General features: G+C 42.1%; 19 protein-coding genes and 1 pseudogene. 13 read left to right on the top strand and 7 right to left on the bottom strand.

Going from position 1 to position 22,904, the window contains the following annotated elements; all coding sequences use genetic code 11:
* Positions 1-423 precede the first annotated feature (423 nt).
* The 5 genes and pseudogenes from AU255_RS10750 to AU255_RS10725 all read right to left on the bottom strand — a co-directional run bounded on the left by AU255_RS10750 (position 424) and on the right by AU255_RS10725 (position 5,596).
* Positions 424-837 (bottom strand): CBS domain-containing protein, encoded by a 414-nt coding sequence (locus AU255_RS10750; protein ID WP_080522860.1) that lies wholly within the window; start codon positions 835-837, stop codon positions 424-426.
* A complete protein-coding gene (locus AU255_RS10745) occupies positions 834-1,184 on the bottom strand; it encodes a P-II family nitrogen regulator (protein WP_080522859.1) in 351 nt (116 codons plus the stop codon). The genes AU255_RS10750 and AU255_RS10745 overlap by 4 nt, the downstream gene beginning before the upstream one ends.
* 25 nt (positions 1,185-1,209) lie before the next feature.
* A pseudogene (locus tag AU255_RS10740) lies at positions 1,210-1,966 on the bottom strand (DUF1538 domain-containing protein).
* Positions 1,963-2,691: a DUF1538 domain-containing protein gene (locus AU255_RS10735; protein ID WP_080522858.1), complete on the bottom strand. Its 729-nt coding sequence runs from the start codon at positions 2,689-2,691 to the stop codon at positions 1,963-1,965. The pseudogene AU255_RS10740 and the gene AU255_RS10735 overlap by 4 nt, the downstream one beginning before the upstream one ends.
* Positions 2,692-3,187: 496 nt before the next feature.
* Complete coding sequence (locus AU255_RS10725; protein ID WP_080522856.1) at positions 3,188-5,596, bottom strand: Lon protease family protein; 2,409 nt, start codon at positions 5,594-5,596, stop codon at positions 3,188-3,190.
* Between the two features lie 460 nt (positions 5,597-6,056).
* On the opposite strand from AU255_RS10725, the gene AU255_RS10720 reads away from it, so the two are divergent.
* The 3 genes from AU255_RS10720 (at position 6,057) to ltrA (ending at position 10,155) form a co-directional block, all read left to right on the top strand.
* On the top strand, positions 6,057-6,473 hold the full coding sequence (locus AU255_RS10720) for a cupin domain-containing protein (RefSeq protein WP_080522855.1): 417 nt from the start codon (positions 6,057-6,059) through the stop codon (positions 6,471-6,473).
* 337 nt (positions 6,474-6,810) lie between these two features.
* Positions 6,811-8,136: an N-acetylmuramoyl-L-alanine amidase gene (locus AU255_RS10715; protein WP_080522854.1), complete on the top strand. Its 1,326-nt coding sequence runs from the start codon at positions 6,811-6,813 to the stop codon at positions 8,134-8,136.
* A 678-nt stretch (positions 8,137-8,814) separates the two neighbouring features.
* Positions 8,815-10,155 (top strand): group II intron reverse transcriptase/maturase, encoded by a 1,341-nt coding sequence (ltrA, locus tag AU255_RS10710; RefSeq protein ID WP_233144617.1) that lies wholly within the window; start codon positions 8,815-8,817, stop codon positions 10,153-10,155.
* 159 nt (positions 10,156-10,314) lie between these two features.
* Here ltrA and AU255_RS10705 read toward each other — a convergent pair whose 3' ends face one another.
* Both AU255_RS10705 and AU255_RS10700 read right to left on the bottom strand, forming a co-directional pair.
* On the bottom strand, positions 10,315-11,643 hold the full coding sequence (locus AU255_RS10705) for a lytic transglycosylase domain-containing protein (protein ID WP_080522853.1): 1,329 nt from the start codon (positions 11,641-11,643) through the stop codon (positions 10,315-10,317).
* A 416-nt stretch (positions 11,644-12,059) separates the two neighbouring features.
* The gene (locus tag AU255_RS10700) at positions 12,060-13,145 is read right to left on the bottom strand and encodes a class I SAM-dependent methyltransferase (RefSeq protein ID WP_198942591.1); all 1,086 of its coding nucleotides are present in this window, start codon (positions 13,143-13,145) and stop codon (positions 12,060-12,062) included.
* 846 nt (positions 13,146-13,991) lie between these two features.
* Between AU255_RS10700 and AU255_RS10695 the strand changes: the two genes are divergently transcribed.
* The 10 genes from AU255_RS10695 to ccmI all read left to right on the top strand — a co-directional run bounded on the left by AU255_RS10695 (position 13,992) and on the right by ccmI (position 22,675).
* Positions 13,992-15,392: a mannose-1-phosphate guanylyltransferase/mannose-6-phosphate isomerase gene (locus AU255_RS10695; protein ID WP_198942590.1), complete on the top strand. Its 1,401-nt coding sequence runs from the start codon at positions 13,992-13,994 to the stop codon at positions 15,390-15,392.
* Between the two features lie 219 nt (positions 15,393-15,611).
* Positions 15,612-16,238: a cytochrome c biogenesis heme-transporting ATPase CcmA gene (ccmA, locus tag AU255_RS10690; RefSeq protein WP_080522851.1), complete on the top strand. Its 627-nt coding sequence runs from the start codon at positions 15,612-15,614 to the stop codon at positions 16,236-16,238.
* Complete coding sequence (gene ccmB, locus AU255_RS10685; protein WP_080522850.1) at positions 16,235-16,903, top strand: heme exporter protein CcmB; 669 nt, start codon at positions 16,235-16,237, stop codon at positions 16,901-16,903. The genes ccmA and ccmB overlap by 4 nt, the downstream gene beginning before the upstream one ends.
* Before the next feature lie 46 nt (positions 16,904-16,949).
* On the top strand, positions 16,950-17,699 hold the full coding sequence (locus AU255_RS10680; RefSeq protein WP_269844787.1) for a heme ABC transporter permease: 750 nt from the start codon (positions 16,950-16,952) through the stop codon (positions 17,697-17,699).
* A 132-nt stretch (positions 17,700-17,831) separates the two neighbouring features.
* Positions 17,832-18,014 (top strand): heme exporter protein CcmD, encoded by a 183-nt coding sequence (ccmD, locus tag AU255_RS10675; RefSeq protein WP_080522849.1) that lies wholly within the window; start codon positions 17,832-17,834, stop codon positions 18,012-18,014.
* Positions 18,011-18,448 carry a cytochrome c maturation protein CcmE gene (ccmE, locus tag AU255_RS10670; protein ID WP_080522848.1) on the top strand — a complete coding sequence of 146 codons (438 nt, stop codon included), beginning with the start codon at positions 18,011-18,013 and terminating at the stop codon, positions 18,446-18,448. The genes ccmD and ccmE overlap by 4 nt, the downstream gene beginning before the upstream one ends.
* Positions 18,445-20,403 carry a heme lyase CcmF/NrfE family subunit gene (locus tag AU255_RS10665; RefSeq protein ID WP_080522847.1) on the top strand — a complete coding sequence of 653 codons (1,959 nt, stop codon included), beginning with the start codon at positions 18,445-18,447 and terminating at the stop codon, positions 20,401-20,403. The genes ccmE and AU255_RS10665 overlap by 4 nt, the downstream gene beginning before the upstream one ends.
* A complete protein-coding gene (locus AU255_RS10660) occupies positions 20,396-20,932 on the top strand; it encodes a DsbE family thiol:disulfide interchange protein (protein ID WP_080522846.1) in 537 nt (178 codons plus the stop codon). Before AU255_RS10665 ends, AU255_RS10660 begins: the two co-directional genes overlap by 8 nt.
* Complete coding sequence (locus AU255_RS10655; RefSeq protein WP_269844786.1) at positions 20,919-21,407, top strand: cytochrome c-type biogenesis protein; 489 nt, start codon at positions 20,919-20,921, stop codon at positions 21,405-21,407. The genes AU255_RS10660 and AU255_RS10655 overlap by 14 nt, the downstream gene beginning before the upstream one ends.
* Positions 21,407-22,675 carry a c-type cytochrome biogenesis protein CcmI gene (gene ccmI, locus AU255_RS10650; protein WP_080522845.1) on the top strand — a complete coding sequence of 423 codons (1,269 nt, stop codon included), beginning with the start codon at positions 21,407-21,409 and terminating at the stop codon, positions 22,673-22,675. Before AU255_RS10655 ends, ccmI begins: the two co-directional genes overlap by 1 nt.
* Positions 22,676-22,904 lie beyond the last annotated feature (229 nt).

The raw sequence follows: 22,904 nt of genomic DNA, 5'->3' as shown, positions 1-22,904 counted from the left end.
CTGAAAACAGTTTTTCTATAGAAGCTACTCTGCCAGACTACATGGAGAAATTGTTTTTTCCAGTGAAGTAAAAGAGGCTGTTGAAAAATGAATAGACAAAGGATTTGAGTCCATTTCAACAGACATTGAATTATCAAATGCTTTCAGTAAAAGTTTAGAAAATTCATTTGAGTAAGACCAATTGACAATAGCAAAAAACGAAATAACATAAATAGTTGTTAGAGTGATTAACTCGTTCCCACGGGAATCAGGGAAACAACTTTAGCCTTTTTGCCATGTCATTTCTAACGATTCATTCCGGGGTATGAGTCAGTTTTATGGGTCACATTGAGTTTCAGGACCAGGTCTCTAAAGAGTTGATCGATATCAATTAAGCAATTCCCGCACAGTATCTTTCATTTTCGAGTATCATGACAATATTCTTCATGATCGTTGATTGATTTTAGATAGCCCATCTAAAACCAGAGCATTGGGACTGATTGTTCCGATTACTTCTCGACCATTCAAAACCGGTGCACGAACCAGGTCATATTTGGCAAACAATCTGGAGCAATAACGGATATCCATATCTGGATGAACTGATATGACTGGTTTCGTCATAATCTCATAGACATTCACCCGTTCCGGAGCTTTATCACTGGCAAGCACATGCCGAGCAATATCGCCTGCCGTCACCAGACCATACTCATCATCTGGATGACGTTTATTGACTACTAGCACCGAGGTTTTGTTGGCTTTCATCTTATCCAGTGCGTCACTGATTGTAGCGATGCCATCTATAGTGACAAAATTCGTTTTCATCACATCACAGACTCTTACGATTACTCTTTCATTCATAATTCTTCCTCGACTATCGGCGTGAGTTTTTCGACCTGGCGCATAACACCAATGGCATCTTCTACATCAATCTGAAAAGCAATCCCAATTCCAGGCTTGGAGTCAAATTCTGCGGCTTTTGAAATAGCCTCCAAAATGGTACGGCTAAGATGCTCTTCAACCAGCAAGAGTAATACGTCCCGCTGTGTTTCCAGGGTCAATCCCAGAAATGTTTTTGACGTTTTCAACCCTTCTCCTCGAGCATTATTAATCACGGTCGCGCCAGTTGCTCCATATTCACGCGAAGTATCCAGAACCAAATCCGTTTTATCATCTTCTACAAAAACAATAATCAGTTTGAAATGCATTAAAAATTCCTCTTTATCTTATAGTTTAATTATTATAACGGCTGCGCCAATCAGCAATTTGTGCGTAGCCCAATACAGCAATGATGGGAAATAGACTGGCAAATGCAATAAGACCAAAGCCATCCAGCAGTGGACTACGCCCCGGCACCGTAGAAGCCAGCCCTAGACCAAGTGCTGTTACCAGTGGAACTGTCACCGTTGACGTTGTAACGCCGCCTGAATCATAGGCTAAACCGATGATAACCTTAGGTGCGAACAGCGTCTGGATAATGACAATGATATACCCGGCAACGATATATAAATAGAGATCCGTGCCGGTAACAATACGAAAAGCACCAAGAGCAATACCAAAGGCAACACCTACCGATACTGCCAATCTCAAGCCCAAGGCTTGAATCGCACCACCAGAAATTTCTTGTGCCTTGATTGCCGGAAGGTTCGGCCAATGTGGTCGCAAAACCGATACTGGCAGCAAAAACATAAACCCAAAAATAAGCACTCCATGGTGCGCCAGCCAAGGAAATATCCACTTGAATAAATTCTGGCGAGGTCAACTGTTTTGCCATTAATTCACCCAGAGGAAAAAGCGCCATTTCAAGCCCTTCCAGAAATAACGAGATACCTAGCAAGACATAAAAAAATCCGCTGAGAAGTTGCTTTGGGTGACGTATCGGTTTACGGATGACAAGAATCTGGAAACCGATAATGATGGCCGCAATCGGCATAACATCACGCAGGGTACCCAGCATAGTCTCCCAAAGCGATAGCATCAACTCACTCATATAATCATTCCATAAGCCATTACAAATATCATTGGCGTCAAGGAAGCAAAAGCGATCAAACCAAAGCCATCTATCATGGGATTACGACCTTTGATTGCCGACGCGAGCCCAAGGCCCAAAGCCGTCACCAAAGGCACAGTTATGGTTGATGTAGTCACACCACCCGAGTCGTAAGCGATTCCAATAATTTCATCAGGTGCAAATACAGTCATGATAATAATACAACTGTAACCAGAAATGATTAGATAATACAAAGGCCAGCCTTTAATGATGCGAATAACACCTATCAAAATTGCGAACCCGACAGACAAAGCCACTGTCAATCGCAACCCAAGAGCATAGGCATCTTTTGCATCCTTAGACTTATTGATCATTCCTCCTTCTGCTGCGACAGAGGCCGCCTCATCAGCGACGGCAATCAGCGCTGGTTCTGCAACGGTAGTGCCAAATCCCAGGAAAAATGCAAAAACCAGCAACCAAAACAAACTGCCTTTACGGGCAAAATCAAAAGCCATGGCCTCACCAAGAGGAAACAGACTTTGTTCCAGTCCTTGAATAAAAAAAGCAAGCCCCAGAACAACCAATAACATACCTATGACCAGCTCAGCAACATCAGGAATCGGTTGTTGAATGATAAGGATTTGAAAAACCAGTACCACAACTAAAATGGGGATAAGGTCGATAAAACTGTTAACAAGCTGCTTTATAAAACGGTTTTTTATCATCACAGAGTATTTTAATCATCGATGTAACAACAACTATAGCGAACTTGTTGATTAAATACCAAATACTTACTCAATAATTACAATGAAGCCGGAGTGGGAATGACTAAAGGTAGGTGCGGTAGCAGGGGATTTAACTTGTTCTAACGCTCTGCGTTGGAATGTATGGCGCGATGCTCCGTGTCACTGAACGTAGAGCTTTCAGATTGGCGCTTCCACAGGGGCTTGGAACTATAGAAAGCACTCTTGCTTTCGTCTGCTTTTTCCTTATTACAGGGCAAAGGCTGGACTTTCAGCAGCTGGCTGACTATCACATCACACCGCTTCGTTTTTCGGGTCAAGCTATATCTATCGTTAGGCATCGTATGTCAATTCAGAAAGAAACTGAAAAAAAGCCACAGTGGAGCATCGCTGGTCACAGCATGTAACCAAAACAAGCGATGCCCTAGACTTTATTTTTACTTGCCAATCCCAAAGAAATTGCCCTTTTACAGACTATCTACTTGCCAGCATCATGGGTGTTTTCAGTTGCCCTGATTTGCTGTTGGATGGTATTAAAGGTCAACAGCTGTTGCTGCACTTTGCCATTAAATGAATGCTCAGGAAAGTCTCCTTTATCGTTACACGTACCGGCGTCCATATCACTTAAATACTGCAAGGCTTCATCAACCGTTTCTACGGCATAGATTGCAAACTGTCCTGCTTTTGCCGCATGCACGACATCCCAGCGTAACATCAGATATTTGATGTTGCTGGCGGGAATAATGACTCCCTGTTTACCTGTTAAGCCTTGTGCTTTACAAATATCAAAGAAGCCTTCAATTTTTTCATTAACGCCACCAATGGGCTGTACTCGACCTAGTTGGTTAACTGAACCGGTAATGGCCAAATCCTGACGTAAAGGTATTTCCGCTAGTGAGGATAAAATGACGCATAGCTCAGCTAAAGAGGCACTGTCTCCTTCCACATACCCGTAGGATTGTTCAAATACCAGGCTGGCTGCCATGGAAAAAGGGGTTTTACGTGCATAACGAGCTGCGATAAAGCTGGATAAAATTAAAACACCCTTGGAATGAATTGCGCCACCCAGTTCAGTTTCTTTTTCTATGTCGATCACTTTACCATTGCCCAGACGGGTCGTGGCAGTAATACGCGAAGGCTGGCCAAACATAAATTCGCCCAGCTGTATGACTGAAAGCCCGTTGATTTGACCGATCACTTTATTTTGCAGGTCAATCATTACCGTGCCACGGTGGATATTTTCGTATACTTTTTCGCGAATTCTGTCCAGCCGGTGAACTTTATGTTCGATGGCCTGTTGCACATCACTATTGGCGATGACGTCATGGCCGTGAAACCTGGCCCAATAATCGGATTCAGTTAACAAGTCATTAATGCTGCGTAGATGAGTAGATAATTTTTCAGCATCACCGCTAAGTCTGGAACTTTGTTCAATAATGCGTGCCACAGCATGGCGACTGACAGGGAGTAATTTTTCTTTTTTTGCCAGCGTAGCAAGCAGGCAGGCATATTCCAGTTCTGTGCCTTCGCGGCCAACAGAGTCATCGAAATCAGCAGCAATTTTAAATAGATCCTGGAATTCAGGATCATATTGATTCAGCAGATAATAAATGATCCGATCGCCATAGATAATAACTTTCAAATCGAGTGGAATAGGCTCAGGCTCCAGTGATGAAGTGCTGACTAGACTGAGAGAGCGTTCTAATGATTCGATACGAATTTCACCGAATTGCAGGGATCTTTTTAAACATTCCCAGGCATAGGGCTGCATCAGGAGTTTACGGGCATCTAAAATAAGGTAACCACCATTTGCGCGATGTAGCGCACCCGGTTTGATCATGGTGAAATCTGTTACCAGAGTGCCCATATAGGCTTGATGGTCAATACGCCCCAGAAGATTAGCGTAGTTAGGGTGGTTTTCAAGAATGACGGGGGCAAATTGGCTGTCATCATTAGAGATAATCAGATTAACCTGATAACGTTTAAACGGATTTGCGTCTTGAACAGACTCCATAAAAGGTGACATTTGTTCGCGATGCGGAATAAAGTCGCGAACATGCAGTAAAATATCAGCATCAACATCTTCCAGATAGGAGGTAACCATGTTATGGTCAGAATATTTATGTTTCAGCTCGTCAATAGTGTGATTGACAGCTAATGAGACAGTTGTGCGGTTAAGCTGTTGCTGTTTGCGTCTAGCTTCTTTACGCCAGGCAGGAAATTTATTCAGTAATTTTTGCAGATGCTGTTGCAATTCCAAAATACTGTTTTGATATTTTTTTTGTTCCGCTTTATCTAGCTTATTAAATTCTTCCGGGGTGATCGGGTCTTTTTTATCATCCAGGGGTGAAAATGCATAACCGGTCGGTGTTTCCGTCAGAATAATTCTGGCGTTAATGGCTTCTTCACGTAATTGACTAATCTCTTCAATCTCGCGTTGCCGGTATTCCTCCTCAATTTCTTCGCTTTTGGCACGATATTCATCACCATCAAAAGCTGCGGGTATAGCAACACTGAGTTCATCAACCAGTTGCAGCATATCGTTTTGAAATTCTTTGCCTTTTCCTGGTGAAAATTCAAGCGCTCTGGGTTTTGCGTGCTCGATAAAGTTATTAACATAACACCAGTCCGGCGGTGCCGGGTGCTGGCTGGATTCCTTATGTACGAGTTGCTGTATCGTGGTTAATTTTCCCGTTCCCGAGGGAGCCAGTGCAAAAATATTATAGCCACACTGGCCCACACGCATACCAAACTCAATGGAATCAACGGCCCGTTCCTGACCAATAAAAACATCTACATCATCAAGTTCATCGGTATTCTCAAAATGAAAATGCTCGGTATTACACGGTGTGTAAAGTTGGTCAGAATCCAGTGCTTGTTTTTTCATTATTATTGTTGATGTCGGTCACTCATAGAGCGATGGGTGAGAAGCATTTATACTAGTAAGGAAATAATAGCATATCATTTGCTAGAGTGTCAGCACCGATGGTGATTAGGTATGAATTGCTTTGAGTATTGATAAATTATATCGATTAGCCTTTTCAGCGAACAAGATTTAACAAATAAAGCACAGATCTTAATAATATAGGTTAGATTTTTGTTGCAAAGCAATAAAAATCTAACCCAACATAAGTGTAATATTTTGTTTAATATAGATTTATTCCCTAACTTAATGGTGGTGAGTTGTACGTAATCAGGTAAGTCTATACCTTTGGTGTACATAATATGCTCCTGTTCATCGCTGATGCAGGGCATTTTTTATCAATGATTAAGGCGTTATCAGAATTTATTGACTATCTGTTAGCGTCAACTGACGCTTGTCATTATGTGTAAAAAATTGAGGCAAAATGAAAAGTATAATTAAAGTAATAGGTTTAGTGCTGTTATTGTTAATGAGTGCTTCGGCAAAGATAGAAAATAAAATCGATGTGGACGTCCTGACACAATCCAGTAAAAGTTGGGACGGTGCTCTGCTGCCAAACTATGCAAATGGGCAACCGGAGATATCGATATTGAAAATCATAATTCCCCCATGCACAGAATTGCCGTTACACAAACACCCACTGATTAATGCAGGCATGTTACTAAAGGGTGAATTAACGGTCGTGGCGGAAGACAAGACTACATTGCACATGAAAGCTGGGGATACTATTATTGAACTTGTCAATAAGTGGCATTACGGAAAGAATGAAGGTCATGAAGCGGCTGAAATTATAGTTTTCTATGCAGGTATAGAAGGGAAACCATTAAGCATTGAAAAGTAAGGAAAAACACAATCCTCCCGGATAATTTATGCTATTCAATGCAATTTCATCATCAGCTGCCCTTAATGGCACTGTTGTCCGCTCTCTGATGGTGACTTTTACTTTTAGTACTGTGTGCTCCTATATAAATCACTGCAATAAAGCTATCCGGTAAATACCTGTTATCTCCCGTCACTTCCATGGTTCACACAAAGAAATTACCGTAATTGAGCCCCGTATGAAAGTATATTATTTTGATATAGCAATAAAATAATAAATTATATTTAAGTTCCCCGTGTAAAAACAATTACCTACTGCTATAATCTAATTAAGATTATAAACAAAAAAGGGGAGAGATATGCGGAAATTAAGTATTTTATTTGTTCTGGTTATTTTAAATATCTCGGTCTGTTTTGCAGCGCAAACTAAAATAAAATCATTACGTATTAGTTCAGTGGGTAATAACACTCGTTTAGTCTTTGATGTGTCTGCAATACCGAGTCATAAGGTTTTTCAATTAACAAATCCAGATAGATTAGTGATTGATTTTTCTGATTCCTATTTAGACAAAAACCTTAAGCAACCAGAAAAACGTCATCCATTATTAACAGGCATACGTACTGCGCATCGAAATAAAAAAGACTTACGTGTGGTTATTGATTTACAGAATAACGTTGCACCTAAAAGTTTTGTGTTGCAGGCCAATAAAAAATATGGGCCGAGGTTAGTTATTGATTTGCCGACCAAAAGTCAGCATGTCGTCAGTAAAAAAACATCCTACAAACCAAGCAAAACAGTTAAAACCACTAATCATTTTACTAAGCCGTTTATTGTTGCTGTTGATGCGGGACATGGTGGTAAGGATTCAGGCGCTAGAGGAAAGCATGGGACTCTGGAAAAAAAGGTAGTCTTTCAAATAGCGCAGAAACTGGCTGCATCAATTAATAAGCAACCTGGTATGAAAGCCGTTATGGTGCGTAAGGGTGATTATTATGTCAGTCTGCGTGAGCGCATGAACATTGCCAGAAAGGCAAATGCAGATTTATTTGTTTCCATCCATGCAGATGCATTTAATAATTCAAGTGTAACAGGAGCATCGGTATTCACCTTATCGCGTAGAGGCGCAACAAGCGAGGCAGCTCGCTGGCTGGCTAACAACGAAAATGCAGCAGATTTGGTCGGAGGGGTTAGTCTGGACGATAAAGATGATATTTTAGCTTCTGTGTTACTGGATTTATCACAAACCGCTTCTCAGGATATCAGTCAGCTTGTCGCTAAAGAAGTATTAAAGAATTTCGGGGATATTGGCGATTTACATTCACATAAAGTACAAAAAGCAGGGTTTATGGTGTTAAAATCCCCCGACATCCCCTCTATTCTGGTTGAAACCGCTTTTATATCAAATCCAAAAGAAGAGAGCCGTCTCAAAAGTCGTCATTATCAATTGAAAATGGCACAAGCAATTAAAAAAGGCATTTTGTCTTACGCAGAGAAATATTCGCTTGCTTTAAATGCTTCATCTACAACTGATGGGTCAGTGCATAAAATATCTAAAGGCGAAACATTATTAGGTATTGCCTTGCAATATGGGGTTACCTTGGATCAGCTTAAACAAGCGAATACAATTTCTAAAGGTAATAATATCAGGGTAGGGCAGGTATTATCTATTCCAGTAGGAATATAATAATATTTTCTGGTAGGTCGGGTTATAGTTTATTTAGCGTTAGCGGTGTGACTGGCATGATAGTCAGCTAGCTGGTGGAAGTCCAGCCTTTGCCCTGTGAGAAGGGAAAAAGTAGGCGAAAGCAAGGGTGTCCAAAGAAACTCCCGGTAGCTACCCAACAGGGAAACACGGTTATTGGGAGCCAATGCGGAATCTGAAGGAAGCTCTAGCCAAATCGATCACCTAAACGAAAGTGAACCTTCGTAAGGCGGCAACAAGGGGATAAGGTGCCCGCGACCACCGAAGTCCAATATTCTCACCGTAACGTGTTGTTGTATTGAAGGTAGGTAGATCGAGAGATAGTTGACTATCTTACCCAGTGAAGAGCCGTCGGCTTTGGGTCGGAGTAACTGCGACTCCTTAAGCCCTAAGCGCTACAGTAATGTAGACGTTATGAACCGAGGGTTTTCAGATGAAGCCATAGTAATCGTAAAGTTTGGTGCCGATGAATTCATGGTGACATGAAGGAGGGTAAAACATCAAATCAGCAACAGGACGTTGGAGGTGAAGGGCGGAACACGTAAGCGGCCATGGCCGTTGATTATAAACTGATGGACTGAGATCAGCCTAACAGGAACAACCCTCTATTCGCGTCGTAAACAGTGAACGAATCGGTTGTGCGAGATTGAAGAAAGCCCATTGCAAAAGAAAGAAAAAAAAAGTGAACTGAACGAACACGACCTATTAATAGAGGAACCCAGACTTTTCGACCAGTTATGCTCAACCTTATACTTGGGCGTCGCTTTTAAACAGGTAAAGAAAAACAAAGGTAAACCCGGCATAGACGGAATAACCATTGCAGACTTTGAAACTCGTTTAGACGAAGAGCTAAGTCAGTTGCAAGAGGAACTCGCAAACTGGACTTATCAACCCTCGCCAGTCCGTCGAGTAGAAATAGCCAAGCCGGGAGGCAAAGGTGTACGACTACTCGGCATACCGACGGTACGGGATCGAGTGGTACAAACAACATTAAAGCTACTGCTGGAACCGGTCTTTGATCCGCATTTTTCACCGCACAGCTATGGATTTCGCCCAGGGCGAAGCCAGCACGAAGCGGTACAAGCGGCACAACAGATAGTGAACAGTGGCAAGCCCTACGTGGTGGATATAGATCTATCCAAGTTTTTTGATAGAATCCATCACGACAGGCTGATAGCCCGAATGGGCGAGAAAATATCCGACAAACGGATACTTCGCCTAGTCGGAAACATGTTGCGTAGCGGCGTCATGATCAATGGCATCGTCAACCCCAGCAAGGAAGGCGCAATGCAAGGGGGCTCACTCAGTCCCTTGCTGAGCAATATCGTTCTGGATGAACTGGATCAGGAATTGGAAAAACGTGGACTGGAATTTTGCAGGTACGCGGACGACTGTAATATCTTCGTAAAATCGCAAAAAGCGGCAGATCGAGTGATGGAAAAAGTCAGCCAATTCATCGAAAAGAAGCTGAAACTGAAAGTGAATCAGGAGAAAAGCCAGGTGGCTAAATCCGATGCGGTAAAGTTTTTAGGTTTTACCGTGGTTAAGGGGACAATTGCCATTGCGCATAAAGCCCTGCAAACAGCCATGAGTAAAATCGAAGCACTGACACCGCGAGGTACACATCAGACTCTGGATACATCACTGGACGAGATCAATCAATGGTATGTGGGCTGGTCAAATTACTACAGTTTGACTTACTACCCCTTACAATTGAATAAAATCGAAGCCCATATCAGGCGACGACTACGATCACGAATAGTCGATCAACAAAAGAGAAAACAGCATCTATATCGAAAACTGGTCAAACGGGGCGTACCACGAAAACAAGCATCAAAAGCCGTCTTTTCAAACAACAAACGGTGGCAACTCTCCAATGCGCGAGCAGTGACGAGGGCTTATCCGAACAGTTGGTTTATAAATCTGAAAGGGCAGGAAATACGATCCGACCGAAAGTTAGAGCATTGGTTTGAAGTTTCTCAATGGATACGTCTTGCGTGAGGAGCCGTGTACGGACCCGTACGCACGGTTCTGTGGGCAGACGGGAGCTGCGGGGCTCCCTCTGACCCGATCCCATCAAGCTACTATATAAAGATGGGCACGAAAAAGACCTTTGCCCATCCTACAAGTTGCTCATATTATTTCGTGCGCATTTCATAATCAAACCTGCTGTTCATAGTAAAACAATCGATTTCCAATTTTGAGCTGGCGTGGACTATTCATGCCATTGATAAACATTAAATGATCAATAGGAACACCAAGAGTCTGTGCAACTAATCCCAGATTATCTCCAGATTTAATAAGATAAAATTTCCGCATCAGGGGCGTTTTAGTATAAATGACAATGCGCTGACCGGCTTTGATATTATTTCCTTTAATCTGGTTCCACTTACGTAAATCTTGAATGGGGATATTAAACAGATCAGCAATACCGCCTAAATAATTACCTGTGCGCACAGTATAAACTAGCTGCGTTTTAGCTTTTAGTTGGTATTTTAAGTCAATGGGATTAGTCACAGGTTGCCAGGCAATACTTGTTGGCAAGCGCTTGTTGAGTTGAATAGCCGATTTATTTGGAAGTCGCAGAATAAAATTATTAGTCGGAGTGCGTTTATGTTTTCCCAACTCAGGGTTTAATTCGTACAGAGTGTTACTGGAAATATGTGTCAGTTTTACTAACTTATCCAGGGAATAGGCTTTTGGAATTTGAATATATCGGTAAACATGTGATTGGGTTACCGGAAAACCAAAAAAAGAAGGGTCTTTTAGGATTAACGCAGCTGCCAGAAATTCTGGCACATATCCGCGTGTTTGCTCTGGCAGAAAACGGACAATCCGACTATATCCTCTTGCCTTGCGATTTATCCCGCTTTTGCGAACAATGCCTTGAATTCGACCCTCGCCCGCATTATAAGAGGCAATTGATAAAAGAATTGAAATGCGACCAAATTTTTTGTTGATATCTTTTAGATATTTCAATGCTGCATTGGTCGCTAGTGCTGGATCTGCGCGCTCATCCAGCCGAGAGCTCACATGCAAATCATACCGTCGGGCGCTTACCGGCATAAATTGCCACAAGCCATAAGCGCCCTGATTGCTGAGAGCGTCATAACGAAACGCGCTTTCTGCCATGGGTAAAGCTTCTAAGGCAAGAGGGAGTTGATACTGTTTAAGTTTCTTTCGAATCATCGGACGATATTTGTCGCCCCGCTGAAGAGCTGCTAATGTGCGGTCAAACTGGCGGCCCGTAAAAGCGCGCAAGTAGGAAAAAACCGGATTCATCATTTTCTCAGTCTCTTTTTTTGACCATGCTGGTTCACCCAATTCATGGAGCAAACGAACCAGACGATCCTGAACATGCACCGGAAAAATTTCCTCGCCTTTCACGGTGACAATAGGGCGAGTTCCAGCGACAGCATTGCCAATAAAATTAACTGCTGTCAGTGTAAAACAAAATAACACCTTTATCAAAATTCGATGATTTATCATTTTGTACAGTCCGGAATTGCAACAAAGTTATAATAACAGAAAAATGTTTTTTAAGATTCTATTCAATTAACAAGAGAAGAAAAAGTATAGGTCGTTTCTGTTTCTTTTACCGATGGAAAAATTCTCAGAAAAAGTGTTGCTCGATATCGAAAACGATCGAATTATGTTGATTATTTGGGGTTGAAAAAAAACGGGATTTATTCCGGATCCGTTTATATTTCTTGGGCTGCGGTTACGAGCAATTTTTTCTTATGTGGGTCGGTCGGCTATTCAGGTCAATGTTGTGTAAAATCGTTGTGCAGACCTTGTTGAGAATAGAACTTTCTTGGGCCGGACAACTTGATATTTAAAACTTACTAATCATTTCTCTCAATAGCAGACCCCATTCTTTACCGTTATATAGCAAGAAATATTCTTCAGACACGAGTGAGTAATGCAGCAATGGAAATGTAGTGAAATTCATAGCGGGCAGGATCGGCGGCGAGCCGATGTTCCACTTGATGATAGATCTTGTCCAGCGTATCACCCAGAGGAAGATCGCCTGGTAATGCTGAGGCAAGAATCGCCTCCGTAAAGGCACGCAAGAATCCTGTGTAGCTACGAGACCATGCAGCTATATCTCCGTTATCCGAGAGCGCCACGTTAAAGGGGACGGAAACCTCGCAGGTCTCGGCTTTGTCAATACGAAAAGACTTGGCCAACTGTGCATCTGTTGCAATAGGTGCGAGTAGCTCCTCCAGGTTTCTGAAATAGATCGGGAAGACGAGTTTTTCATAGACTTCGAGCGGGAGCGTCCCTTCTTCGACGCAGTTAAGCACCGAATCGCTCAGCACATCATAAAGACCATCACTGGTCGAGAATCTTTCATCCCTTCCGAACACCTGAACCAGGAGTTTACCGCCATTAACAAGCTCGTCGGCTCGTGCTGTATAGAAACGATGCAGATCATCTGCGGCTTGAATCCGAAAAGGTGCTCGTTCGGTCTCCGAGACCGAGATGCTTTCACGCGGAGCTAATGGTCCAGGCCCCATAGGGAGAATATAATTTGGAAGTCTGGCATCCGGTTTTTTCTCAAGCCAGCCGATTGTGTTGAAAGTGGTGGCAATATGCAAGCTTTGAGGAGGAACAATACGGCCGTATGCTGTACCGCCAATTGCACTGGGAAAGATATTCGTGCCTGATAGAGCTGCTTCTCCATCAGGGTAAAGATTCTTAAATAGATGATTGAAATCGTTAGTTGGAAGATCGTTAAAAAACACCCCTATAGGTAGGCTGGATATGCAACGTAGTCCACTGATCAGACGATTCATAGCGTAAATAGCATTGCCTCCTTCAGAAGATCCGATATCCAAAATGCCCAAAGATTCCTGGCTGTCAGATAATATCGGCAAGTCTGCAATGGCTTCTTCTATCCAGGGAAGAAATGCTTCCAATGCAGAGCGCTGCTCTTTTGAATGGGCGTCATAATATCCCCCGCCCTTCATACCAGTTGTACTTGGCATACATCCTCCTTCCTATTGCTGTTGCTTAATCGAATCTTACACTCAGGTGAGCTAAAATATTCCAGAGTGCCCGGGGAAAAACTTGAGGATTAATGTACCGTGAAAAATTAAAACACGCAAAATGTTTTGCGCTCGGTGTTGGGCGCACATTCATATGGAAGGTTTACTCATTGTGAATATCTTACAACACGCTCGCAAGAAGTATGGGGCGGTGACCGCCATGCATATGTTTTTATCATTAACCACGAGCATTTTTTGTTGATGCTCGAAGGTGGCGATGAACCGCCGCAGATCATAAAAACACTTTGGTCAGCAGCGGCGGTAATGTTCAAAATATAAATCGCAATGACAGATTATCTAGCAGTCTTTAAGAGGGGCTATTGCTTTCATATTGGCTATAATAAATACATTCAAGAAAATTAGAAATACTTTACACGCTCTTTGTCGAAGCAATGTCATTGTCTTGTTTTGCCTGGAATTCACTACTTAAAGATTGATGGTTCTCTTGATAAGGCCCGGTAAGTTAGATGCCTGAAGGCTGATTTCAAGCAGTTGAGCAGCGAAATAAAAAACCACTAGCGAAAGTAAGGTGCCAATGAATAGTATGCTGATGATTATTTAACTGCTACTCTCTTTTTTTTGTAAGAGGCGCCCGCAACGATAATAAAAAGTACAGCATGCTTTTTTATCAAACTGACAAAGGTTGGCCATTGAAAAAGTAAGGGATATAGTATTTACTAAAAGACGGTAGCCAATGAGCAAATATTAATTATGTAGATCTTTAATCTAGCATTTTCTATAAAATGTTTTCATACTTAGCCATATTTAAATAAAACAAGGAATATCATGATACCTGTAATACTCTCTGGTGGTTCAGGAACCCGTTTATGGCCTTTATCTCGAGGCGAACACCCCAAGCAATTTTTGCCTCTGGTCTCAGATAAAACTATGGTACAAGAGACGGTACTCCGTTTACAGGGGCTGGATCATTTACAAGCCCCTATTGCTGTTTGTAATGAAGCCCATCGGTTTATGATGGCCGAGCAATTAAGGGAAATTGATGCTCAACCAGACGTTATAATTTTGGAACCTGTAGGTAAAAATACTGCACCGGCAGTAGCATTGGCGGCTTTAGCGGCAAAAAATTATGATGATATCCTGCTGGTATTGCCAGCTGATCATGTTATCGAAAATATTCCTGCTTTTCAGCAAGCAGTGGTTAAAGCAGAGCAATTGGCAGAACAAGGCTATCTGGTAACTTTTGGCATTATTCCAACAGCTGCTGAAACAGGTTACGGCTATATTAAACGATCTGCTGAAAATATTGCCGATGCTTTCAAGGTGGCTGAATTTGTTGAAAAGCCAGATGCAGTGGTCGCCGAAACTTATCTAAACAGTGGAGAATATTACTGGAATAGCGGCATGTTTGCATTTAAAGCAGGACGATACCTGGAAGAGCTGGAAAAATTTTCGCCGGAAATGTTGGCTGCCTGTCGCTTGTCTTTTGCGGATGCTAAGATTGATGTGGATTTTGTGCGTTTAAATAAGGATATTTTTATCCAGTGCCCATCAGACTCGATAGATTATGCTGTTATGGAAAAAACAGATAAAGCAGTGGTGATACCTCTAGATGCTGACTGGAGCGATGTGGGGTCCTGGTCGGCATTGTGGGAAGTACGAAAAAAGGATTCCTTTGGTAATGCTTTAACAGGCGATGTTATCGCAATAGATACTGAGAACTCTTTTATACACGCGGGAAATAAACTGGTTGCCGCAATTGGCATTCGGGATATGATCATTATTGAAACGGATGATGCCGTGATGATTGCCCCTAAAGATAGAGTACAGGAAGTTAAACAAATTGTTGAGGTCTTAAAAAAAAGTCAACGCATTGAAGCTGATTTACATCGTAAAGTTTATCGTCCCTGGGGGCATTATGATTCAGTGGATAGTGGCGAGCGGCATAAAACCAAGCGTATAGTGGTCAAACCAGGCGCTAAATTATCAGTACAAAAGCATCACCATCGCGCAGAACACTGGGTTGTGGTGAAAGGAACAGCCTTAGTTAGCAAGGGTGATGAAATATTACTACTTTCTGAAAATGAATCTACTTATATTCCTCTTGGTGTAATACATAGCCTGGAAAATCCTGGTGTGATTCCCCTGGAAATGATTGAAGTACAATCGGGCAGTTATTTGGGCGAAGACGACATTGTTCGTTTTGAGGATAAGTATGGTAGAGTATAATAATATACTCACTATAAAATATGTTTGAAAAGTCACTCTAAAAATGGTTGAATAACCGGTTATTAATATAAGCAGCAGATTTGAGAAAGGACTCTTTTCACTTGTTTTTCCCCAAAAATTATATAAGTCATAGTTTAAGATTACTTATAAAATCTTCTAAAGCGATGACTTCAGTACTATTTTCTTTAAACTCTCGACTGTGTTCAATTATTATCCAAGATGCTAGAAGTGAAAAATTTGTTTTGCGAACGAGACGAACGAGTATTATTTGCAAATTTCTCATTTCAGATCAATGCTGCTGAGGTGGTACAGATTATAGGTCAAAATGGCAGTGGAAAAACGACATTATTACGTATTTTATGTGGTTTATCAGATGCCTATACCGGGGAAATATATTGGCATGGAGTTGCTCTTGATGACGAGCGTGAACAGTATTTTCAAGCGATGCTATATGTTGGCCATCTGGCAGGAGTTAAAGGCTCTTTAACGGCTGAAGAAAATCTACGCTGGATGATGCAACTGGACAAGAGCTTAAATAAATGTACTATTGCAGAAGCTTTAAAACAGGTTGGGCTGTGTGGTTTTGAAGATGTTCCCTGTCATAGTTTGTCCGCAGGACAGCAGAGGCGAGTTGGCCTGGCACGTTTATATCTAAGTAGTGCGCCCCTATGGATTTTAGATGAACCGTTTACTGCCCTGGATAAACAAGGTGTCAAGGAAAAGGAAGCGTTGATTGCCAATCATATTCAAGAGGGGGGAGCCGTTATTTTAACGACTCATCATGATCTAATGATTCCGGGACAAATAATACGTCCGATTAATCTGGACGAGGTTGCAGTGGCGTGAGTTTTTTCTTTGCCGCGTTAAAGCGTGATTTATTGCTGGTTTTTCGCCATCGTAACGATATTATTAACCCTCTGGCTTTCTTTCTGATGGTCGCAGTGCTGTTTCCTTTAGGCGTGAGTCCTGACCCTGCTTTTTTATCTGAAGTTGCATCAGGGGTCATATGGGTCGCTGCTCTTTTAGCCTGTTTATTATCAGTTGATGGTATTTTTCGTTCTGATTACGAGGATGGCTCTTTAGAACAAATGCTGGTCAGTCCAGAGCCCTTGCTGGTTATAGTTATGGCAAAAGTACTGAGTCACTGGCTGGTCAGCGGTTTTTGTCTGGCGATAATTTCACCTTTAGTTGCGATGATGTTTTTTCTTCCTGAGCAAGGCTATCCCGCTCTAATTTTGAGTTTATTATTAGGGACGCCGACTTTAAGCTTAATGGGCGCAATAGGTGCTGGTCTTACGGTTGCTTTACGTAGAGGCGGTGTTTTAATCTCTTTACTCGTATTGCCTTTGTATATTCCAGTGTTAATCTTTGGCGCAGGTACAGTGCAGGCAGGTTCGATGGGTTTGCCTATTCAGGGGTATCTGGCCTTATTAGGCGCTATTTTAGTATTTAGTTTAATGCTGGCACCCTTTGCGATAGCCGCAGCGTTAAAGATTAGTGTACGAAGTTAGTTGGTTTTAAGATATTTGCATTGATTAATGCTTAAGGATGATAACAATGAAAATAAAAATGCCCAGGTGGTTTTATCAATTAGCATCACCTAAATGGTTTTATGATTTTACGGGGGCTTTATTGCCCTGGTTTAGTGCGGCAGCAATACTATTATTAATAGTTGGTTTGGTTTGGGGGCTGGTTTTCGCGCCGTCAGATTATCAGCAGGGTAATAGTTTTCGTATTATATACATACATGTCCCCTCATCAATTTTAGCGCAATCCTGTTATATGTTGATGGCTGTGGCAGGCGCAATCGGCTTAATCTGGAAGATGAAAATTGCGCATGTGGTTGCCGGAGCCTGTGCTCCTATCGGCGCATCTATCGCAGTTATGTCTCTTGCAACAGGTGCCATCTGGGGTAAACCTACCTGGGGTGCCTGGTGGGTTTGGGATGCACGTTTAACAGCGATGCTGGTTTTGTTATTTCTGTATATCGGGGTGATTGCCTTAAATTCAGCTTTTACAAATATAGCCAGCGCTGATAAAGCGACGGCTGTTTTATCTTTAGTCGGCCTGGTCAATATTCCGATTATCAAGTACTCGGTTGAATGGTGGAATACCTTGCATCAGCCTGCAACTTTTACCGTGACAGAAAAACCTGCAATGCCTCCGGAAATGTGGATGCCATTACTGGTTATGGTGCTGGGCTTTTATTGCTTTTTTGCTGTGGTCTTGATGAGTCGCGCACGTATAGACGTTTTACAGCGTGAAAAACGCAGTGACTGGGTAAAAAAAGTAATTGAAAATTATTGAAGTTGATATGGCTTCTGGTTGCCATGCTCTGCGTGGAAACCAATATGTCAACAAAAGCTCCACATTCTGTGATGCAAAATGTCGCTCACTGCAGAGATTGGGAAAGGTAGTTTTATTTAAAGGATTCTAGTAATGGGAAATTTCACATCATTTGCTGATTTTTTACAAATGGGTAAACATGGGCTTTATGTGTGGCTAAGTTACGGCATCGCCTTGGTCATATTTATTTATAATATCGTCTCAGCTTACTGGCTGAAAAGGCAGTTTTTTATTAATGCAAAACGTCGTCTAAGACGTGAACAGGGAAGAGTATGACCCCAAAAAGAAAAAAAAGATTAAGCATTATTTTAGGCTTGGTTTTCGGCACAGCCTTGATAGTAGGCCTGGTGATGTATTCTCTGAGTGAGAATATTAATTTATTTTATTCAACTAGCCAGATTGCTGAAGGTGAAGCTCCAGTAGGCGCTAGAATTCGTGCAGGCGGAATGGTCGTTGATGGCAGTGTTAAAAGGTCAACAGATTCATTAAAAGTACAGTTTGCAATAACCGATTTTGAGCATCAGGTGGTGGTCGAATTCACTGGCATTTTGCCGGATTTATTTCGTGAAGGGCAGGGTATTATTGCGCAGGGAAAAATGGATGCGAATGGCATTTTCCAGGCAGATGAAGTCTTAGCGAAACACGATGAGAACTATATGCCGCCAGAAATTGCAGAGTCGATGAAGAAAAAGCAGGAGGTTGCCAAATGATCCCTGAAATAGGAGAGTTTGCTCTGATTATAGCTTTATTTTTATCAGTCGTTTTAGCCTTGATACCTATGTATGGAGCCTCGACAGGTAATGAAATGTGGATGACTTTTGGCAAGCCATTGGTGATGGGGCAGTTCATTTTTGTTGTTATCAGCTTTACTTGTTTAGGCTATGCATTTTCGCAGGATGACTTCTCCGTTGTATATGTGGCACAACATTCCAACAGTCAAATGCCGATGCAATTCAAATTGAGTGCGATTTGGGGCGGACACGAAGGCTCTTTGCTGTTATGGGCACTTATTTTAAGTGGCTGGACTTTTGCTGTCAGTCGTTTTAGTAAAGCATTACCGCTGGATATGCTGGCTCGTGTTTTATCTGTGATGGGTATCATAGCAACCGGTTTTATTTCGTTTTTATTAATTACATCCAGCCCCTTTGCTCGTTATTTGCCCCGCTTTCCTGCAGATGGTGCAGATTTGAACCCTTTATTACAAGACTTTGGTTTAATTGTTCATCCGCCCATGCTGTATATGGGATATGTCGGATTTTCGGTTGCTTTTGCCTTCGCTATCGCTGCCTTATTATCTGGCAGAATGGATGCCGCATGGGCACGGTGGGCAAGACCCTGGACTAATATTGCCTGGGCATTTCTGGGCATGGGAATCACTTTAGGTAGCTGGTGGGCTTATTATGAATTAGGCTGGGGCGGCTGGTGGTTCTGGGATCCTGTTGAAAATGCATCATTAATGCCTTGGCTGGTTGGTACAGCGTTAGTGCATTCTTTGGCAGCCACTGAAAAGCGTGGCGTGTTTAAAAGTTGGACTTTATTATTAGCTATTTTTGCCTTTTCGTTAAGTTTATTAGGCACCTTCCTGGTCCGCTCAGGAGTTTTAACCTCCGTGCATGCTTTTGCCAGCGACCCGGAGCGTGGCTTCTTTATCTTAATGTTATTAGCCTTGACGATGGGAGGCTCACTAACCTTATACGCACTTAAAGCGCCTAATGTAAAAAGTGAATCAAGTTTTTCCTGGCTGTCCAGAGAAGTTTTTTTACTGATTAACAATGTTTTTCTGACTGTGATGGCGGTGACGGTACTATTAGGCACCTTATATCCTTTATTGATTGATGCATTGGGAATAGGGAAAATCTCAGTAGGCCCACCTTATTTTAATGCTGTATTTGTACCTATTATGTGTACTATGTCAGTTGCTATGGGGTTGTCTGTTGCTGTTAGATGGCGAGAAACTACAGTTAAAGCTGTAATTGATAAGCTTTGGTTGCCTGCAGCAATAAGTATCTTGTGTGGTCTTATCTTTCCACTGACCTATGGTAGTGGTTTTGACGTCCGGGTTTTTCTAGGTATTAGTGTCAGCCTTTGGGTTATGAGTACTGTGCTCACCGAATTTATAGGGAAATTTCGTAATGCGCAGTCGATTACGAATAGGCTAAAACAACTTCCGCTCAGCTATTATGGAATGATGGTCGCTCATATTGGCGTTGCCGTAACGGCAATAGGCATCACGCTGGTGTCAACCTATAGTGAAGAGCGTGATATGCGTATGCTAAAAGGCGATAGTGTTGAACTTGCAGGCTATCTGTTTACTTTTCAGGGAACGCATGTAGTAAAAGGCCCTAATTATATGGCAGACCAGGCAACTATTGTGGTTACGGAAGACGGTAATGCTGTTGTGACCTTAAATCCAGAGAAACGTCGTTATAATGTTAAAAATGCCATGATGACGGAAGCGGATATTGATCCAAGCTTGTTCCGGGATTTATATGTTGCATTAGGGGAGCCACTGGGAAAGGGTGCCTGGGCAGTTAGAATGCATTATAAACCTTATGTACGCTGGTTATGGCTGGGTGGAATCTTAATGGCTTTAGGGGGATTACTAACTGTTGCAGACAAACGTTATCGTCAACGCAGTGCCAAACTGGAGGCTGCACATGCCTAGACTGCTATTATTTATTCCTTTATTGTTATTTTTTGTACTGGCCGCTTTTTTATGGAAAGGTTTAAGCATAGACCCCAGAGAATTGCCTTCAGCATTGATAAATAAACCCTTTCCGGAATTTAGCTTGCCTGCCTTGCAGCAGCCAGAGCGTATTTTAACTAAAAAAGACTTTATTGGTCGGCCAGTGTTAGTCAATGTCTGGGCAACCTGGTGTCCCTCCTGCCGGCAAGAACATGAGCAATTGCTGGTAATTGCGCAGGCAGAGGAGCTTCCTGTTATAGGTTTGAATTATAAAGATGAGCGTGACCTGGCTTTGCAATGGTTACAGCAACTGGGTAATCCATATCAGTTCAATATTTATGATGAAGAAGGCATGCTGGGTCTGGACTTGGGGGTTTATGGCGCACCAGAAACCTATTTACTGGATGCCCAGGGTATTATTCGTCATCGCCATGTGGGTGTGTTGACAGCGCAAGACTGGCTGGAATTAAAACTGATAATCAAAGGATGGGGCGGTGTTGAAAATTAAAATAATATTCGGTTTATTGATACTGCTAAGCAGTTTTATGTTATCAGCTGCGATCGATGTATATCAATTCGATGACCCAGAAAAGGAAAAGCGTTTTCAGCATCTGACTTTTGAATTGCGCTGTCCTAAATGTCAAAACCAAAATATTGCTGACTCAAATGCAGAAATTTCTCAGGATTTGCGTACTAAAATTTTCCAGATGTTGAATGCGGGTAAAAGCGATGATGAAATTGTTGACTATATGGTCGAGCGTTATGGTGACTTTGTACTCTATGAACCACGAGTAAAACCACAAACCTATCTGCTTTGGTTTGGACCAGGCCTGTTTTTATTATTAGGTCTGCTGGTTGTCGTTTTGATTATTCGTAGCCGCAACAAAGCTTATAAAGAAGCTAATGATCATGCGCCATCACTATCTAATAGCGAAGCCAAAACTCTGGATGCTTTGCTTAAAACAAAACAAGGAAAAAAATAATGATGACACTATGGATAGTTATTGCAGCCATGTTATTGCTGGCAGTAATTCTATTATTGTGGCCCTTAGCTATTTATAAAGGGACGCAAAACAATGAGCAAGGTATTTCACAGAAACAGAAAAATATCAGCATATTTAAGGAGCGTCTGGCAGAACTGGAAAATGAACAAACACAAGGCAATCTTGATGCATCCACCTTTCAGCAATTAAAAACGGAACTGGAAAAAACATTATTAGGTGATGTACAGTTTGTAGAGCAGCCTATAGTTAAAACAGCTAATATCGCTGGTATCCAGCACTGGCTGGTCATGGCTGTTATTGCCAGTGTGTTTATTCTGGGTAGTCTGGCAACCTATAACAGCCTGGGGGCCAGTGATAAATTCCAACAATATTTAGCCTTAGCTGATAGTCCAGAAGAACATCAACAAACCACTACTGATTTTTCGGTTGCATTAATTGCTTTAAAAGCAAAATTAGCTGAAAACCCTGAAGATATTGAAAAATGGTTTCTGCTGGCAAATACCTATGCTGCAATGGGAGATTTTCAACAGGCGGGCGATGTATATAAGCAAATTGCGGGCTTGTTAGGAGAAAATAACCCGGGCTACGCAGCGGCAAAAGCAGCTTACGCGCAGATGATGTATCAAGTGGCGGGTGAGCGAATGATTCCAGTGGTGCAGGTAGCGATAGATGAAGCTTTAAGAGTTGATCCAGAAGAACCTACAGCACTAATTTTAAAGGGTCTGGATGCGTATCAGCAACAATCCTACGCAAAGGCAATTAGTTCGTGGGAAAAAGCTAAAATCAAAGCCGGGAATGCACTGGTCAGCAACTTTATTGACCCTGCTATTGCCGAAGCGCGTAAGCAGTCAGGTGAACCGGCTCCCGTACAGCAAGCAAAACCAGCACAAGAGGCTGTCATAGCATCGGCAAGTATTAAAATTAATCTGGATATAAGCCCTGCATTGCGTGCCAAAGTGAGTGGTCAGGATCGTGTGTTTGTTTTCGCTAAAGCGGGAATGCCTATGCCATTAGCGGCAGAAAGATTGCAAGTACAGGATTTGCCGATAACTATCATACTGGATGATACAAAAGCGGCGATGCCCACTGCAAAAATCTCCTCAGCTGAGTTTGTTGATATCACAGCTCGCGTTGCCATATCAGGCAGTCCGAGAGCCACTAAAGGGGATTTTTACGTCACAGCAAAGCAGGTTGCAGTGCATAAGGGTGAAGAGCTGACTCTGGTGATTGATAAAATAGTGGAATAAAAGTCATTTCTAGGTGGCAGTGTCCATCAAAATTGATTTGTACGTGATGAAAAAGTCTTATACCGTTGTTATAACAGCGGTATAAGAAAAATTAATACCCGGTTAATCATTCTGATTTAACCAGCCTCTTAACCAAATAATTAAACAATATTGTTAGCGCTCTAAGACTAGAGCACTTATTTGGTTTCAAAAAAGTGGATCTACCCCCCCGTCGATTCGGAGGGAAGGC

Source organism: Methyloprofundus sedimenti, from assembly GCF_002072955.1.
GTDB lineage: Bacteria > Pseudomonadota > Gammaproteobacteria > Methylococcales > Methylomonadaceae > Methyloprofundus > Methyloprofundus sedimenti.
Note: the sequence above shows the minus strand (reverse complement) of the source record. Positions and strands in the feature narration are given on the sequence as shown.